Here is a 17,216-nt window from a genome sequence, read left to right as displayed (position 1 = left end):
AGTGCCAGTACCAAAGAGACGATCGGGCAAGGCCCATCGCAACCACCGCCGTTCGCATTTTGCGTTGAAGAAGCGCGTGTTTTCGGATTGCCCGAGCTGCGGCGAACGCATCATGCCGCACCGCGTGTGCCCAAAATGCGGCCACTACAAGGAACGCCTCGTCGTACCGGCTGAAAGCTAGGCCGTCCGCACCATTCCGGGGGTCCGCAAATGCGAATCGCGATTGACGCCATGGGATCGGACGCCGCTCCGTTGCCCGAGGTGAACGGCGCGATCAAGGCAGCGGACAAGTACGGCGACCTGGAACTCATCCTGGTCGGCCACGATGCGCAACTGAAAGCCGCCATCGGCAAGCGCATGCGGCCGAACCTTTCCATCGTTCACGCGTCCGAAGTTATCACCATGTCGGATTCCCCGATGGTGGGCGTGCGAAAGAAGAAGGACGCATCGCTGCTCGTCGCGATGCGGATGGTGAAGCAGGGCACCGCAGACGCGATCATCAGCGCGGGCAACACCGGCGCGGTGATGCTGGCCTCGCGGATCGTGCTGCGGCAAATCGCGGGCGTCACGCGGATGCCCATCTGCCAGCTCATGCCCACCTCGACGGGCACCTGCCTTGTACTCGATCTCGGCGCGAACGTCGATTGCGACGCGCGACACCTCTGCGACTTCGCGGAAATGGGCGTCGTGTATTCGCAGGACGTGCTGGGCAAGATGAGCCCGCGCGTGGGCCTGTTGAACATCGGCGAAGAACAGGCCAAGGGCAGCGAAGTGGCGAAGGCCGTTCACCGAACCCTCAGCGCGGCGCCGCACGTGAACTTCATCGGCAACGTCGAACCGAAGGCGCTGTATCGAGGCGAGGCGGACGTGGTCGTGTGCGACGGGTTCGTCGGGAACGTGTTTTTGAAGACCAGCGAGGCGGCGGGATCGTTTATCAAGACGCTGCTGACGCGCGAATTCAAGTCGAGCGTGTTCACGATGCTCGGGGCGTTGTTAAGCCGCAACGCGTTCAAGCGGCTGAAGCGCACCATCGATCCGAACGAGTACGGCGGAGCGCCGCTGCTCGGCGTGAATGGCGTCGTGATTATCATGCACGGCGCAACGAATGCCAAGGGCGTCATGAACGGCATCAACGTCGCGCGCACGGCCATCGCGCACAACATCAACGCGCACATTCGAGAAGGCATCGCGGAAATGCGCAGCACCGAGGCGCAGTTCGGCGAAGCGCCGCCCCAAGCCGAGGCGGAAGCGACCGAAGGGATTATGTAGCGCGTAAGATCGGTCAGATGCCTGGTCGAGTCCATATAGTCCAATTCATCCATACAGTCCACGACAGGAACCAATCACAATGAGCGAATTCTCGGGTAAGACCGTTTTGATCACCGGCGGGACGCGCGGCATCGGGCGCGCGTGCGCGGTAGCGTTTGCGACGGAGGGCGCGCGCGTCGCGATTTGCGGGCGCAACGACGAGTCTGCGCAAAAAGCGGCGGGCGAGATTGCCGCGGAAGCGAATGGCGAAGTGCGCGGGTTCGGTTGCGACATCGCGGACGCTTCAGCCGTCGATGCCATGGTAAAGGCCGTGAGCGAAGCCTTTGGGCCTATCTACGTATTGGTCAACAACGCCGGCATCACGCGCGACGGCTTGCTCATGCGCATGAAGAGCGAAGACTGGTCCGCCGTTGTGGATACCAATCTCACGGGTGCATTCAACTGCTGCCGCGCCGTTACGCGCGACATGCTCAAGCAGCGCGCCGGACGCATCATCAACGTGTCGTCGATAATCGGCCTGCGCGGGCAGGGAGGCCAGACGAACTATGCCGCGGCGAAAGCAGGTCTCATCGGGTTCACCAAAGCGCTCGCGCAGGAACTTGCGTCGCGGAATATCACCGTCAACGTCATCGCGCCCGGTTACATCGACACCGACATGACCTCGTTCATCACCGAAGACATCCGCAAGGAACTGCTCGAAAAGATTCCGCTCAATCGCGTCGGCACCGGCGACGATATCGCCGCCGCCGCAAAGTTTCTCGCCTCCAACGGCGCCTCGTACATCACCGGGGCGGTACTGCAAGTGGATGGCGGCTTGGCGATGTAGGAATAATAGCCACAAAAGAACACAAAGAGCACATAGAAATGCATTTTCACCTTCCAGTAGTATTCTGTTGGAGCAAAAGGAGGAGGTGTGAAATGCAGGACATCAAGGCTCTTTGCGACGTTGTACGAGAAACCAGTTTTGCCATCCATGTCTACCACGGTAATGGGCATCTGGAAAAGGTCTATGAGAACGCGCTAGCGCATCGCCTGCGGAAAAAGGGGTATGAAGTTCGGCAGCAGCACCCCTTGACCGTTTATGACGAAGACGGGACAGTCATCGGCGAATATTTTGCAGACCTCTTGGTGAACGAATGCCTCATCGTGGAGTTGAAGGCATGCCGCGCTCTTGCCAATGAACACACAGCCCAAGTGCTCGGATACATGAAGTCTGCTCGAATTAGGGACGGCCTGCTCATCAATTTTGGAAGCTACCAATTCGAAATGAAGAAATACATCCTTGACTGACCCATATAGGCGGGGACCATTCAAGTCGATGGTACGTATTTTTTGTGCTCTTTGTGTTCTTTCGTGGCTATTCGAATTAAGCGAGGAGTTTGTGGACTACGTTTCCGGCGACGTCTGTCAGCCGAAAATCGCGGCCTTTGAAGCGGTAGGTGAGGCGGGTATGGTCGATGCCGAGCAGGTGCAGCATCGTCGCGTGGAAGTCGTTGACGTGGACGCGGCCTTCAATTGGCGAGAAGCCAAGTTCGTCGGTCTTGCCGTGCGTGTAGCCTGCCTTGATCCCGCCGCCGGCCATCCAAATGCTCGAACATTCGATGTGGTGGTTACGGCCGACGGTGTCGCGGATTTCGCCCATGGGCGTGCGGCCGAATTCGCCGCCCCAGATCACGAGCGTTTCATCGAGCAGCCCGCGCTGTTTTAAATCTTTGATCAACGCGGCGCTCGCCTGATCTACGTCTTTGCACACGTCGTCGAGGGAGTTTGTGAGGTTCTCCGTGTTGCCGCCGTGGTGGTCCCAGCTTGTGTGATACGCCTGCACGAAGCGCACACCACGTTCGACGAGCCGCCGCGCCAGGATACAGTTGTACGCAAACGACGGTTTTCCCGGTTCGACGCCGTACATTGCTAGCGTCTCGGGCGATTCTTTCGACAGGTCCATCAACTCCGGCGCGCTCGACTGCATGCGGTAGGCCATTTCATACGACGCGATGCGCGCCGCGATTTCGGGATCGCCGATTGTGTCGAGGTGATCGCGATTGATCGCGTTGACGGCATCGATCACATTCCGCTGACGCTCGTCGGTATATCCTTGCGGCGTAGCCAGATTGAGAATGGGATCTCCGCTGTTGCGCAACGGCACGCCCTGGTGCGCGGAGGGCAGAAACCCGTTTGACCAGCACGCCGCGCCGCCACGTAATCCGCGCGGGCCCGATTGCAGCACGACAAATCCGGGCAGATTGTTCGATTCGCTGCCGATGCCATACGTGACCCATGCGCCCATCGCCGGACTGCCAAACTGGCGGCTGCCCGTGTTCATGAAAATCTTCGCAGGAGCGTGGTTCGGTTGATCGGTCGCGAGCGTGTGCACGAACGATATGTCATCGACGATCCCGGCGATGTGCGGCAGGCATTCGGAAACCCACGCGCCGCTCTGACCGTGTCGCTCGAATTTGCGCTGCGTGCCCAGCAACTTCGGCGGTTCCTGCAGGAAAGTGTCCATGAAGGCGAACCGCTTTCCTTCCATAAACGATTTCGGGACAGGTTGACCGTTCAGTTCCTGCAATTTCGGTTTGTAGTCGTACAGTTCGAGTTGGCTGGGGCCTCCTGCCATGAAGAGGAAGATGACGTTCTTCGCGCGCGCGGGGAAGTGGCCCAACTTCGGCGCGAGCGGGTTCTCCGCCGTGATCGATGCAGCCGAAGCGTCGCGCCCGAGCAGCGTCCCTAAGGCGAGCGCGCCGAGTCCGTAACCGCACTGTTGGAAGAAATGGCGTCGCGTGACGTGTAGCAATGCGTCGCGTTCGTTGTGTGCGTGTATACCACTTTCTAGCACGGTCTACCTCCTGCGCGTGGGAAGGCGGCACTGCCGCGCCGCACTCCAATGTGCCTCGCGCAAAACCAATCACTCTCTGGTGATAAATTCATCCAGGTTCAACAGGACGCGCGCAACGCTGTTCCACGCGGACTGTTCGTCCGGCGCGAGCGCGCGTTCTTTTTCGAGCAGCGCCTTGATTGTGTCGAATTCGAACTCGCGCGGTTCGCGCGCGAGACACAACTCGAACGCGCGCGCGATCCGCGCATTGTGATCGTCGGGGACCTCGCCCACGATGCGCTTGGCGAATGCCGCCGCCTGCTCGACGCACGACTCCTCGTTCAACAGCGTCAACGCCTGCAGCGGCGTATTCGATCGGTTGCGGCGCGTGCACGCCATGTTCGCGTCCGGGCCGTCGAACAGCACGAGCGACGGGTGCGGCGACGCGCGCCAGAAGAACGTATACATGCCGCGGCGGTAGCGATCGAGGCCTTCGCTGGGTGTCCACGACCGCGCCACCTTCTGCTGCGCCATGATGCCGTCGGGTTGCGGCGGGAACACGCTCGGGCCTCCAATGGCGGGGTTCAACAAGCCCGACGCCGCGAGCCCGCAATCGCGCAGGATTTCCGCGTCGAGCCGCACGCGCGATTGCCGCGCGAGCAGCTTGTTTTGCGGATCGACTTCATGAAGGTCGGGACGCATCGCGGACGATTGCCGGTAGGCCGCCGACGTCACCATGAGCCGGATCATGTGTTTCATGCTCCAGCCTTCCGTCACGAATTCTGTCGCCAACCAGTCGAGCAGATCGGGGTGGGTGGGCGGAGTCCCCTGCGTGCCGAAATCGTTCTCCGTTTCGACGATGCCGCGGCCGAAGAGGTGCATCCACATGCGGTTCACAGTGACTCGTGCGGTAAGCGGGTTATTCGGGTGCACGAGCCACTGTGCGAGATCGAGGCGCGTGGGCGCGGACCCGTTTGGAACAGGCGCTTTCACCACAGCCAATGTTGCGGGAGAAACGCGATCGCCGTGCTGCGTGAAGTCGCCCTTGACGTGGACATACGTTTCGCGCGGTTCCGCGCGCGCGCGCAGCACCATCGACGAGTCGACGCTTGGCGCCTTCGACTGCGCTTCGCGCACGTCGGCCTTGCGCCACGCATACTCGGGATCGCCGCTGAAAAACAGCTCGCGGATCGCGTCATTCTGCGCGGGCACGCGTTGTGCGCGCGGAAGGTCGAGCCCCTGTTGAACACTTGCGGCGAACGTCGCGCGCGTTTCCGCGGAGACCGATTCTTCCCAGTCCGCGAGCAGGTAGTCTTCGACCGCATTTACGTACGACGAAAGCGCCTTTTGCGCCTCTTCGATCCTGGCGCGCGCAACCTTCAGTTGCTCTTCCTGCTCCGGTGACGGCAAATCGATATTGATTTCGTCGTCGTTGTTAAAGAACGCGAAAAGTTGGTAGAACTCCTTCTGCGAGATCGGATCGTATTTGTGCGAGTGGCATTGCGCGCATCCGATCGTCAGGCCGAGAAACACGGAGCCGGTCGTGTTCACGCGATCGACAATCGCCGCAATGCGGAACTCCTCCGGGTCGACACCGCCCTCGCCGTTGAACATCGTGTTGCGGTGGAATCCCGTCGCAACGATGTCGTCGCGCGTGGCGCCGGGCAACAGATCGCCCGCGAGCTGCTTTGTCGTAAATTGATCGAAAGGCACATCCGCGTTGAACGCGTTGATGACCCATTCGCGGTACTTCCAGATTGGGCGCGGCGCGTCGATGCCGTAGCCGTCGCTGTCCGCGTAACGCGCGTTGTCGAGCCAGTGACGCCCCCACCGTTCGCCGAAGTGTGGCGAAGCGAGCAGGCTATCCACGACGCGCTCGTACGCGCCGTCCGCCGTGTCGTTCACAAATGCGTCAACTTCTTCCGGCGTTGGGGGCAAACCGATGAGGTCGAGATACGCGCGGCGGATGAGCGTGCGGCGGTCGGCCTCGGGCGACGGCGCGACGCCGATCGATTCGAGCCGCGCTAGGATAAAGTCGTCGATCGGGTTACGGGGCCACGCAGTCTGCTTCACCGCGGGTACGGCGGGCCGCCGCGGCTGGATGAACGCCCAGTGCGATTCGTACTGCGCGCCCTCGGCGATCCACGTCCGCAACGTTGCGAGCTGCTTTTCCGTGAGTGTTGTCTTTGTCTCGGCAGGCGGCATGCGCTCGTCCGGGTCGTGCGACATGACGCGCTTGAGGACTTCGCTCTCGTCAGGCCTACCGGGGGCAAGCGCTTCGCGGGCCGACTCGAATTCGTCGAGGCGTAACCCGCCTTTCCGCTGCTTCTCATCCGGGCCGTGGCATTTCAGGCAATTCTCGGACAGGATGGGCCGGACATCGCGGTTGAACCGGACGGTGTGGTGGCTGCCGGTCAACGACGCAATTGCCGACTCCACCCGGTCGATACGGTCCAGCAGGTCCCCCGCGGAAGACGCAGTCCCCACGTCGGCGCGCGCGGCAGCGCACACCAGAACCAAGGCCATGGCGGCCCTTCCAAACCCTGCAGCCTTCATGGGGAGCCATGGTACTGGCAAACTCGAGTTGGGTCAATCCGCTCCGCAAGGGCCGCATGGGACAGAAGTGACCAAGAACCGCCGTATTTGCACTACTTTTCCGCGGCCTCGACGGTCTGCGCGATGAGGGTGGCGATGGTCATGGGGTCGACACCGCCGGGGACCGGAAACGCCATTTCCATTGGGGATTGCGGATTCTGGGGTGAGCGACGACTTTGGGGTGATAATGGCTAACTTCAGGGAGTGCAGTCGATGGGCAGATCCGATGAGGTGCTATTGGAGCAGTGGCAGCGGCGGCGCGATGCGGACGCGTTCGCGGAGTTGGTGCAGCGACATTCGGGGATGGTCTTTTCCTCCTGCAAGCGCATCCTGCGCGATCCCTCGCTCGCGGAAGACGTGGCGCAGGAATGTTTTGTGGCGCTGCTGCAGACCAGGGAGTGCGTGCGCGCCTCGCTCGGCGCGTGGCTACACCGCATAGCGGTGCGCCGGAGCATCGATCGCCTGCGAAGCGATTCGCGCCGGCGCGCCCGCGAAGCAGCATTCGCGGAGCCGGCAGCAACGAGCGTGGAAAGGAATGTCGCCGTGGACGAACTGCTGGCGCATGTCGATGAAGCTATCGCGGATCTTGCCGACGAGTACAAGCCCATCGTCATCGGGAGGTTTCTGGAAAACCGGACGCACGCGGATATCGCACGTGATTTGGAAATGCCCGAGTCGACAGTGCGGCACCGCCTGGAGCGAGGTGTCGAACGTATTCGCGAATCGTTGCGAAAACAGGGAATCACGGTTGCCGTGACGAGCATCGTCGCGGCATTGGAACAATCGGCCGAAGCCGCTCCCGTAGCCTTGGCGGCGCGGTTGAACAAACTGGCGGTTTCGGGAAGCGCCGTCGCCCCAGTTGTTGTTGGCGGCGCGGCTGCGGCGTGGTTAAAGGCGGGACTTACCGTGGTTGTGGCGGCGGCGCTTGGCACGGGGATTTGGCAGGTCGCGAGAAGCCGGGAAATTGCCGTGCGCGAGACTCCGGCGAGTACAGTGAAGACGAGCGCGAACACTGCAAATCCGGTTGCGAACGCGCCGATAGCGCCACCTCGCGCGAATGCCATTCCGGCCTCCGCGATTTCCATCAATCCAGCGCCAGTGTCGGCAGATACATCGTTGTCGATTAGTGGGCGCGTATACGATGCAAAAACAGGGATGGGCATCTTCGATGTGCGCGTGATAGCGAGGCCGAACGAAGGCAGCGCCGTACAGATAGCGGAGGCGATGACGGATGCGGAGGGACGGTATGCAATCAACGCGTTGCACGCCGGGGAATATAGCGTCCTGCTGGCCGGTGTCCCGGGGTATCCGCTCGATCTGAATTCCCAGGTGCGGAAAGTGACGCTGACACTGGGCGAGGTCGCGCGAGACGTTGACTTCGCGTTGAAGAAGGGTATCCGTATTGCCGGAACGGTAGTGTCGGCCGAAGGAAACCCCGTGACCGATGCGGTTGTGCTGGGCGTGACGTTCGGAAGCGGTCGTCTTTTTAGAGCACGCTCTGCGGAGGGAGGGGCGTTTGTATTGTTCATGACCGAGCCGTCGGACAATCTAATCTTGCGCGCCGAGACCGAGGACGCGGAGTCGGCGACGCTGCGCGATCTTTCGTTTACCGAGGACGGCCTGGAAGGAGTCACGCTCACGCTGGATCAGATTAGGACTGCGTCCATCAGCGGCGAGGTGGTGCTACCGGACGGGACGCCCATGAAAGGCGCGCAACTCGACCTAACGCGCGTGGATCAAGGCGAGGAATTGTCTTGGCGAAACGAAGAAACCGATACGGACGGAAAATTCGCGATCGACAGATTGGCGAGCGGGGAGTATTCGGTCCTCGTGACGCCGGCGGAAATCGAATACACCTCAACGGACGAGGAGTACTTACGCATTCATCTTGAACCCGGCCAAGCAGTCAGCGGAATTCGCATCGTATACGGCGAAAAGGGCGGCATGGCAATTGCCGGCCGCGTGATCGACAGCGCGGGAAAGCCGGTCGCGAACGCGGACGTCATTTGTCATTTCGGGACTGAGTCGGAGACGGCCCACACGGACGCGGACGGAAGGTTCATGGTGACGGGTCTGGAGAACAAGCGCTACTTTCTGACGGTATTACACGGTCAAGAAATGAGTCGGAACGTGCGCTTTATGGCGGGCACCATGGACGCGGAAATCGTGCTGCCGGGTAAGGGCATTATCGTCGGAAGAGTCCTGCACGCAGATACGGGTGAACCCGTTCGCTCATTCTCTTTCGCATACGGCAAAGGCAATTGGATTCGCGATACCCTGTTTCGTAGCAGCAATCGAAAGGCCGGAACGAACGGCGGGTTTGAGATCTCCGATATAGAGGAGGGGGAAGTGCCGGTTGCTGCATGGGCGCCGGGCTTTGCGCCGGATGCCAAACTTGTGACGATAAAAGCAAACGAAGAGACGCACGTAGAACTGCGTTTGAAAGAAGCCGCGCCGTTCGAGGGTATGGTGGTGAACCAGGAAGGCGAACCCATCGCCGGAGCGACCGTGTATTTCGAAAGATCACCGGAGTTGAGCGATATCAAAAACGCGGCCGCAGCGCATACGGACGCCGAGGGACGCTACAAAATAGAGAGTCTGCCCGACATCGCGAAAACGATCTGCGCGTTTCACTCGGGTTACGGAATTGGTGCAACACCGGTCCGGGGAGACGGACGGATTGTGTTGCCGGCCGAAGCAAGCATCGAGGGGATGGTCACACGCGAAGACGCGACGGTGGACGCGAGGGTGAGCATTTCCTACCGCGAAGAGCCGCAATTTATGTCCGACCACAGGCGATTAGCACCGGACGGCACGTATCGGTTCACGTGCCTGTCGCCGGGCACTGCAGTAGTTCGTGTTAGCGAGCGAAACGGACCTTCTGTAGAACGGGCCGTCACCATACAGGCGGGTCAAAATCTGGCTGCTGACTTTACGATCGAACGTGGCACGGGAGAAGTGGTCGGCGCCATTCTCGACAATGGACACCCCGTCACGGATGTGCAGCTCGAACTGCGGCGAATCGATGGTGATTCGATCGAGAGCAGACGGGTGTTTGTGGATGGGGATGGCGGCTTTCAGTTTGATGAGGTCCCTGCGGGCGAATTGACGTTGGAACTCGAACGCGGTGGCGAATTGGCTGATGACGCGCGGCGCAAGTATGAAGTCAAAATGACGCTTCGAGAGGGCGAGACAATTACGCAGAAGATCGATTTGTCCCAGCTACGATAGTGAGTGTTCGCCCTCGCTTTACACGGATCGACTACGAACGGCGAGCATGAGTACGAGAAACGGAATAACTCACGCGTGTTGCAGATGTTGAATCATCCGGACCGGGCCGGGCAGGTTCGAAGCTATTGCGATTCCGCGGCCTCGACCGTCTGCGCGATGAGGGTGGCGATGGTCATGGGGCCGACGCCGCCGGGGACCGGAGTATAGGCGCTGGCGCGGTCGATGACGGCGGAGAGTTCGATGTCGCCGACGCCGCCGGGGTGGTAGCCGGCGTCGATGACGACGGCGCCGTCTTTAACCCAATCTCCCTTGATGAATTGCGGAATGCCGACCGCGCCCACGACGATGTCCGCGCGGCGGACGATCTCGTCGAGGCTCTTAGTTTTCGAGTGGCAGATGGTGACGGTGGCGTCGGCGTTGAGGAGCATGAGGGCCATCGGCTTGCCGAGGATCGGGCTGCGGCCCACGACGACAGCGTCCTTCCCCGCGAGCGGGATTTGGTAGTGCTTTAACAGGCGCATAATGCCCGCGGGCGTGGCAGAACCGTACGCAGGTTCTTTCATTGCCATGCGCCCGAATCCGAGGCAGGTGACGCCATCGACGTCCTTTTCGATGGCGATTCGGTCGAAACACGCGCGCTCGTCGATCTGTTTCGGGACGGGATGTTGGAGCAGAATCCCGTTCACGTTTGTGTCGGCATTTAGTTCATCGATGGCCGCGAACAATTGATCGGTCGCCGTCTCTTCCGGCAACGTGACTTTGCGCGACTGCATGCCCACGCGTTCGCACGCGTTGCCCTTCATTTTCACGTACGTGGCGGAAGCGGGATCGTTCCCGACGAGAATCGTCGCGAGCACCGGCGCAACGCCGCCACGCTTGTCTCTGATCACGGCCACGCGCGCGGAAAGTTCGGATTCGAGTTGTTTCGAGAGCGCCTTGCCATCGAGCACGAGTGCGGGCATGCGAGATTCCTTTGGTACGGTCAACTGCAAATAAGGACTACGATAGCGGCGCTTCGTGCGCGCACGCAAGCTGAAGTGAGGGAGTGGGAGTGATGGAATTATTAGAGATTAGGAATAGCCCTGGCGTGGATTGGGCCAGCGCACCTGTCCGTTGTCTTACTCGCTGATCGGGCTTCGCGATTCGACTATGTATGACAAATCCACTTATGTCTCGGGCTCAACCATCCAAACCTGATGTTCCCAATCGTATGCGACACGGCCACCTCGTGACGACATCGTCAGCTTCGGTAATCTGCGGTCTGGCGGGAAGTAGTAATACGAAACATGAAAAGGGCCGAATGTACTCGAAAATTCTCCACCCGCGTCCCACTTGCGCCGCGATTCCAATACTCTCGATTTGGAGGCGTCCAACTTCGCCTGAATCCTTGCGGTCGCATTCGGTTCCAAGTCCGCCAGCACTTGCGGATAGGTTCCCGTACTTCTGTTGAATTCGACGACTTCGCGCGCAATCAGTTCTGCGGTAGCCTGCGCGGCGACATGCGCGTGCCTGACGCATTCAATCATGATCAACGCGCTGCTGCCAAAGGCAAGAACTACAATGGTCAACGCCAGGGTCAAGCGATATCGAACCCTGAAATAGAAGACAATCAAAGACGCTAAGTATGCGAGGATAAGTATGAGTTGAAACGCTCGCGCATAGGGCCTGCTAAGTCCCGACATTCCGACGATCCAAGGCGACGAAAGCAACGCGAACGCGAGCATCGAAAAATAGATCGTGACCTTCGCCGTCATCGTGCCGAACCGGCCAGGGGTCATCTCCGCGCCCTCGTATGTTGGCTCGATGTGATTCATCGCAAATGTGCATTCCTATTTCAGCGACGCCATTGTACCGCGCCAGCCAAGCGTAGTATGCCCTGCTCGCGCAGCCGCAATCAGTCGCCCCCCATCCGAGTCAGGCTTCGTGCCAATTGGACGACAAATCCTTGGGGAAACCTCGCCCAGATATCCGAGTACATGTTAAGTCAAGTGTAAACTGAATTTATCATCAGTAGTCAATTGTAAATCCATCTGCAAAAGCACTTAAAAGTGGATGACAAGTCGGTACTATCCATAGTTTTCTGCCAATTATGACCACAATATTTTGTTGCAAGAATCCTGCTCATTTGCTACACTCCCTACGGCTTGGGGTGTTAACCCTTAAACACAGGCAGGGGTTGTATGAGCGGAATGCCATTTAGCTCGCGCGAACGGTCGAGTGAAATTGTTGGCATTTGCATGATCGCTCTCACTATTCTCCTTTTCCTGGCGCTGGTCACCGATGGCTATAAATCGGACGTCCGGCGCCCCATCGAAGGCATGTCCCAAGTTGCTAACCTGCTCGGCAAACCCGGGGCGATCTTCGCCGGCATTGGCAGCGTCGTTTTCGGCGGGGCGACGCACCTGCTCTACTTCCTGACGCTGGTGTGGGGCAGCATGCTGCTGCGGCACCAGTCGCTGGATCGGTTGGGTTGGCGCATCGGCGGCGCGCTGGTGATGCTGTTTTCGGTTTCCGCGCTGCTGCACATCGACGTTCCGCCGACACCGAAAGGCGATCACGCGGGCGGTGTGGTCGGCGGTTTCCTCGGATCGTTCCTTCTCAATACGTTTGGCATTCTCGGATCGAACATCATCGCGATCGCGCTGTGCGTAATCGGCCTGCTGCTCGCGACGGAATTCCTGTTCGTACATTTGTTCGACGCGGTGCGCATCGTCGTCGTGGCGGTTGCGCGTTTTGCGACGTCGACCATCGCTGCGTTTGTGAATCTCGTGACGGGTGGCGCGAGGTCCGCGTGGGCGAGCAGCCGCGTGTTGCGCGATGGCGGCAGAGGCAAGCCGGAAAAACCGAAGATCGTTGCGCCATCGGCGCGCGCTGACGGGCCCGCGCCCATTGTGTTGTCGCGGTTCGCATCGGATGACGATGCGCAGTCTCTCACCGCGAAGCGATCAAAATCTGCTGCGAAGGCAACATCGGGCCTGGCTGCCGAGACGGAAGAAGAGGGCGTCGAAACGCCGGACACCGAGAAGCAGATTCGGATTTGGACCGCATCGCAGAGCTCGCCTGACCTTGACGAAGAAGACGAAGTCGAGTACGACGCGGACGAAGAGAACGAAGTCGACGACGCGGCGGATGAAGAGTACGAAGAAGATTACAACGACGCGTCCGACGAAGTAGACGACGAAGAAGACACGCAGAAAGAGGTTGCGGTGGCTACGGCGGAGGCCCCTGCGCGACCTCCGATCGAATTTACCGCGCTGAAAAAGCGCAAGCCGATGCCGCGCCGCAAGACGGCGTTCGACGCGGAGCTCCCGCCTGATTACGTCTATCCGAAACGCTATACGAAACCGTCGCTCGAACTGTTCGACCTGCCCACGCCGCCGCCAATCGAGGATTGCCGCGAAGAACTGGTCAAGACGAGCCAGATTCTCGAGGAGACCTTGCTGACGTTCAGCATCGAGGCACGCGTGACGGACGTAACGCGCGGGCCGACACTCACGCGGTTCGAACTCGAGCCGGCGCCGGGCATCAAGGTCAGCCGGTTCCTTTCGCTGGCCGACGACATTGCGCTCGCGTTGAAGGCGCATCGCGTGCGTGTCGAAGCGCCGATCCCCGGCAAGGGCCGTGTAGGCATCGAAGTGCCGAACAAGTTCCGCGAGCCGGTCGTGATCCGCGAGCTGTTGGAATCTCGGCAATTTAATCGGCACAAGGGCGCACTCCCGTTGACGCTCGGCAAGGACATCGCAGGCGAAGTGACCGTCACCGATCTGACGAGCATGCCGCACTTACTCGTGGCGGGGGCGACGGGCGCAGGCAAGACCGTGTGTGTGAAGACGCTGCTTGCGAGCCTGCTGTGCGCACGCACGCCGGACGAATTGCAGCTCATGCTCATCGATCCGAAGATGGTCGAGCTCTCGATCTTCGACGATATCCCGCATTTGATTACACCCGTCGTGACCGACGCGAAGAAGGCCGCCTCGGCGTTGCAGTGGCTCATCACCGAGATGGACGAGCGGTACCGCCTGTTCCAGCACCTGCGCGTGCGCAACATCGACGTCTACAACCAGAGCGTCGAAAACGGCGAGATCGAACTCGTCGGCGAGGGCGACGACCAGGGCGAAACGAGCAACGAGTCGGTGCAGTCGATCCGCAAACTGCCGTACATCGTGTGCGTGATCGACGAGTTGGCCGACTTGATGATGCTCGCCCGTGCGGAAGTCGAGGACGCAATCGCCCGCCTGGCGCAGTTGGCCCGCGCAGTCGGCATCCACCTCATCATCGCGACGCAGCGCCCGTCTGTCGACGTGTTGACGGGCGTCATCAAAGCCAACTTCCCCTGCCGTATTTCGTTCCAGGTGTCCTCGCGCGTGGATTCGCGCTGCATTCTCGATGAGATTGGCGCCGAACGCCTGATCGGCAAAGGCGACATGCTGTACCTGCCGGCGGGGCAGTCCAAGCCCGCCCGCATTCAGGGTGCGTTCGTAAGCGACCAGGAAATGAACGGCCTGATCGGTTACCTGAAGACGCAAGCCCCGCCCCAGTACCGGGACGAAATCCAGAATTTCGGGAAGTCCAAGGAACAGATGGAGGCGATTGAGGACGAAGACGACGAATTGTTCGACGATGCCGTACGGGTTGTGTTAGAAACGGGACAGGCCTCAATTTCTATGGTGCAAAGACGCCTGCGCGTAGGGTATACTCGCGCAGCCAGGCTCATTGACATGATGGAAATGAGGCGGATCGTGGGGCCTCACATCGGCAGCAAAGCCCGTGAGATCCTGGTGAGTATGCCACCGAACAACGAGGTTGCATGAGCCACGTAGCTTTTCCTGGCCATGAACTGCGTGCGAGACGGGAAGAACTGGGGTTTAGTTCGGACGACATTTACCGCCGCATTCGTGTGCCAGCACAGTTTGTCGAATCGATAGAAGCAGGCGCGGTGCACAACTTGCCCGCGGCGTGCTATTCCGTGGGGTTCCTCAAGACGTATTGCCAGTTGCTGGGCATTGAACCGAACCGGTACGTGGATACGTACCAGGCGTGCACGCGCCCAAGCACCGGCTTCCTCCGCAGGACCCATTCCGACGCGCGCAAGGCCGCGCCTCCCCGCTGGATGGGCGAGGCAATGGCCTGGGGCGCGGTGTGCGCGGTAATTGCGCTGGGTTGGTTCACGTATACGGTCGTCGTGCGGCCGAACGCCCAACCCCTCGAGTCGCGCGCGCACGCGGCGACCGCCGACGGTATACGCGTGCCGGAAACGCCGAAGCCGCTTCGCTAGAGAGGTTCCTTCCTCGCGCGTCCGCCCGCGTTGCGCGTGGTGTCCGCGTGTTTCATGCAATCCGCCTTCTCCATTTGCTAACATGACCTCTGTCTGAAGGGCAGGTGTCCCATTAGTACCTCAACGACAGATCGCGGCCACGCCGGCCCAAACCCATTCGCCATGAATCTTCCCAACAAACTCACGCTCGCGCGCGTGATCATGGTGCCGATCTTCGTGGCGCTGCTTTCATTCGACTGGTGGTGGTGCTACTGGCTCGGTTATCTCGTGTTCACCGTGGCGACGATTACCGACTACTACGACGGGAAGATCGCGCGCGAACGCAATCTGATTACCAACTTCGGCAAACTGCTCGACCCCGTCGCGGACAAGGTGCTGGTAATGGCGGCGTTCATTATGATGATGACGTTGTCGGTGGCGCCGGCGCCGGGTGTGTTCCCGAATCCCGCCGCAAAGAGCCTGATCATTCCGGGCTGGACCATCGTGGCAATCCTCGCGCGCGAGTTTCTGGTGACGGGCGTGCGGCTGCTTGCCGCGAGCGACGGCACCGTGATCGCCGCCGACGTCTACGGAAAGACGAAGACCGTAATTCAGTTGGTGTATATCTTCGTGTTTTTGTTTCTCGCCGGCGCGGAACATTTCGTGATCGACTACGCGCCCGACTACGCCGCGATGTACCGCTCGGGGCTCGAATACGCGTCCATGTGGGCGATGGTGTTTGTCGCGACGTACACCGTGTATTCCGGCGTGCGGTTCATGCACGCCAATTGGCGCACCCTCCACATGGGGGACGTATGAGCGCACCGGCGCCCTCGCGCGCGATCGTCGATCTCAATGCGTACGCGAAGAACCTGAACGCGGTGCGCGCGCGCATTCCCAAGGAGTGCGGGATCGTTGCCGTAATCAAGGCCGACGCATACGGTCACGGCGCGGTCCAGGTCGCGCGCAAGGCCGTCGCCGAAGGCGTGCGCATGGTGGCGGTAGCCGCGGTGTCCGAAGCGATCGAACTGCGGGAGGCGGGCATTGAAGCCCCGGTCCTCCTGCTCGTGCAGCCTGATGCGGACGCGCTGGCCGCGGCGATCGAGGCGAATGTCCGGCTGATGATCTCCGACGTGCAAACCGCCGAGCGCCTCGGCGAACTCGCCCGCAAGGCGAACAAGGTCGTCCCGATTCACTGCAAGATCGACACAGGCATGGGCAGGCAGGGATTCAGCTCGGAGACGGCCGTCAGGGACTTGTTGTCGCTCACCAAGATATCGCACGTGGACATCGAAGGCATCGCCACGCACTTTGCCGTAGCCGACTCGACGCGCGATTCGTTCACGTCCACGCAGTTGCGCGTGTTCCGGCAGGTGTTGCGCCAGATCGAGAAGGAAGGCATCCCCTACGAGATGGCGCACGCGGCGAACAGCGGCGGCGTGGTGAACCACGAAGGCTCGACGTTTGACATGGTGCGCGTGGGACTTATGGCCTATGGCGTTTGGCCCTCGGATACGCCCCCTGCGGCGCACGTGCTGACCCCCGTGCTCCGATGGGAATCGAAGATCGTCCTGATCAAGGAACTCGCCGGTGGCGCCAGCATTGGGTACGGACGCACGTTCACGACGCACGAAGCGTCACGCGTGGGCGTGGTGCCGGTGGGCTATGCGGACGGATATCCGCTGAGCCTGTCCAACCGCGCATCCGTGCTGGTGCGCGGCAAACGGTGCCCCGTCCGCGGCCGCGTTTCCATGGACCAGATCGTCGTCGAATTGAACGACGTGCCGAACGCGTCCTGCGGCGACGCAGTCACGATCATCGGGAGCGATGGTGGCGAGAGCATCACCGCGGCCGAGTTGGCCGAGCGCGGCGGTACAATTCCCTACGAGATTCTCACGGGCATCGGCAAGCGCGTAACGCGCGAATACGTCGGGGTGGTAAAGGAGCATTAAATAGGGACATCCATGATGAGAAAAGTCAAGAGCAAAGTGGAGATTTGCGTCCCTGGGTAGCTCGAGTGTCATTGTCTGGATATAATTTTCCTTACCCGCG

The 17,216-nt window shown here is 60.5% G+C and carries 13 protein-coding genes and 1 pseudogene; 9 read left to right on the top strand and 5 right to left on the bottom strand.

From position 1 onward, the window contains the following. The first annotated feature begins 1 nt into the window (after position 1). The 4 genes from rpmF (at position 2) to HUU46_02260 (ending at position 2,559) form a co-directional block, all read left to right on the top strand. Positions 2–181 carry a 50S ribosomal protein L32 gene (gene rpmF, locus HUU46_02275; GenBank protein ID NUM52447.1) on the top strand — a complete coding sequence of 60 codons (180 nt, stop codon included), beginning with the start codon at positions 2–4 and terminating at the stop codon, positions 179–181. A gap of 29 nt (positions 182–210) precedes the next feature. Next, positions 211–1,269: a phosphate acyltransferase PlsX gene (gene plsX / locus HUU46_02270; protein ID NUM52446.1), complete on the top strand. Its 1,059-nt coding sequence runs from the start codon at positions 211–213 to the stop codon at positions 1,267–1,269. Positions 1,270–1,348: 79 nt separating this feature from the next. Next, positions 1,349–2,095 carry a 3-oxoacyl-[acyl-carrier-protein] reductase gene (gene fabG / locus HUU46_02265; protein ID NUM52445.1) on the top strand — a complete coding sequence of 249 codons (747 nt, stop codon included), beginning with the start codon at positions 1,349–1,351 and terminating at the stop codon, positions 2,093–2,095. Between the two features lie 92 nt (positions 2,096–2,187). Then, positions 2,188–2,559, top strand: a complete 372-nt coding sequence (locus tag HUU46_02260; GenBank protein NUM52444.1) for a GxxExxY protein — start codon at positions 2,188–2,190, stop codon at positions 2,557–2,559. A gap of 76 nt (positions 2,560–2,635) precedes the next feature. On the opposite strand, the gene HUU46_02255 is transcribed toward HUU46_02260, so the two are convergent. The 3 genes and pseudogenes from HUU46_02255 to HUU46_02245 form a co-directional block, all read right to left on the bottom strand. Next, positions 2,636–4,090: a DUF1501 domain-containing protein gene (locus HUU46_02255; GenBank protein ID NUM52443.1), complete on the bottom strand. Its 1,455-nt coding sequence runs from the start codon at positions 4,088–4,090 to the stop codon at positions 2,636–2,638. A gap of 84 nt (positions 4,091–4,174) precedes the next feature. Further along, positions 4,175–6,610, bottom strand: coding sequence for a DUF1553 domain-containing protein (locus HUU46_02250; protein ID NUM52442.1), 2,436 nt, complete (start codon positions 6,608–6,610; stop codon positions 4,175–4,177). Positions 6,611–6,732: 122 nt separating this feature from the next. Then, positions 6,733–6,807 (bottom strand): annotated as a pseudogene (locus HUU46_02245) (hypothetical protein). An 85-nt stretch (positions 6,808–6,892) separates the two neighbouring features. Between HUU46_02245 and HUU46_02240 the strand changes: the two are divergent. Next, complete coding sequence (locus tag HUU46_02240) at positions 6,893–9,910, top strand: sigma-70 family RNA polymerase sigma factor (protein ID NUM52441.1); 3,018 nt, start codon at positions 6,893–6,895, stop codon at positions 9,908–9,910. Between the two features lie 122 nt (positions 9,911–10,032). On the opposite strand, the gene folD is transcribed toward HUU46_02240, so the two are convergent. Then, positions 10,033–10,872, bottom strand: coding sequence for a bifunctional methylenetetrahydrofolate dehydrogenase/methenyltetrahydrofolate cyclohydrolase FolD (gene folD, locus HUU46_02235; GenBank protein NUM52440.1), 840 nt, complete (start codon positions 10,870–10,872; stop codon positions 10,033–10,035). 204 nt (positions 10,873–11,076) lie between these two features. After that, complete coding sequence (locus HUU46_02230) at positions 11,077–11,724, bottom strand: hypothetical protein (GenBank protein NUM52439.1); 648 nt, start codon at positions 11,722–11,724, stop codon at positions 11,077–11,079. A 423-nt stretch (positions 11,725–12,147) separates the two neighbouring features. Between HUU46_02230 and HUU46_02225 the strand changes: the two genes are divergently transcribed. From HUU46_02225 to alr, 4 genes are all read left to right on the top strand, one after another. Then, positions 12,148–14,721, top strand: coding sequence for a DNA translocase FtsK (locus tag HUU46_02225; protein NUM52438.1), 2,574 nt, complete (start codon positions 12,148–12,150; stop codon positions 14,719–14,721). After that, positions 14,718–15,185 carry a helix-turn-helix domain-containing protein gene (locus HUU46_02220; GenBank protein ID NUM52437.1) on the top strand — a complete coding sequence of 156 codons (468 nt, stop codon included), beginning with the start codon at positions 14,718–14,720 and terminating at the stop codon, positions 15,183–15,185. The genes HUU46_02225 and HUU46_02220 overlap by 4 nt, the downstream gene beginning before the upstream one ends. Before the next feature lie 162 nt (positions 15,186–15,347). Next, positions 15,348–15,983 (top strand): CDP-alcohol phosphatidyltransferase family protein, encoded by a 636-nt coding sequence (locus tag HUU46_02215; GenBank protein NUM52436.1) that lies wholly within the window; start codon positions 15,348–15,350, stop codon positions 15,981–15,983. After that, the gene (gene alr, locus HUU46_02210) at positions 15,980–17,116 is read left to right on the top strand and encodes an alanine racemase (GenBank protein ID NUM52435.1); all 1,137 of its coding nucleotides are present in this window, start codon (positions 15,980–15,982) and stop codon (positions 17,114–17,116) included. Before HUU46_02215 ends, alr begins: the two co-directional genes overlap by 4 nt. Positions 17,117–17,216: the final 100 nt, after the last annotated feature.

Source organism: Candidatus Hydrogenedentota bacterium (assembly GCA_013359265.1).
In the GTDB taxonomy this organism is placed as follows: domain Bacteria; phylum Hydrogenedentota; class Hydrogenedentia; order Hydrogenedentales; family SLHB01; genus JABWCD01.
Note: the sequence above shows the minus strand (reverse complement) of the source record. Positions and strands in the feature narration are given on the sequence as shown.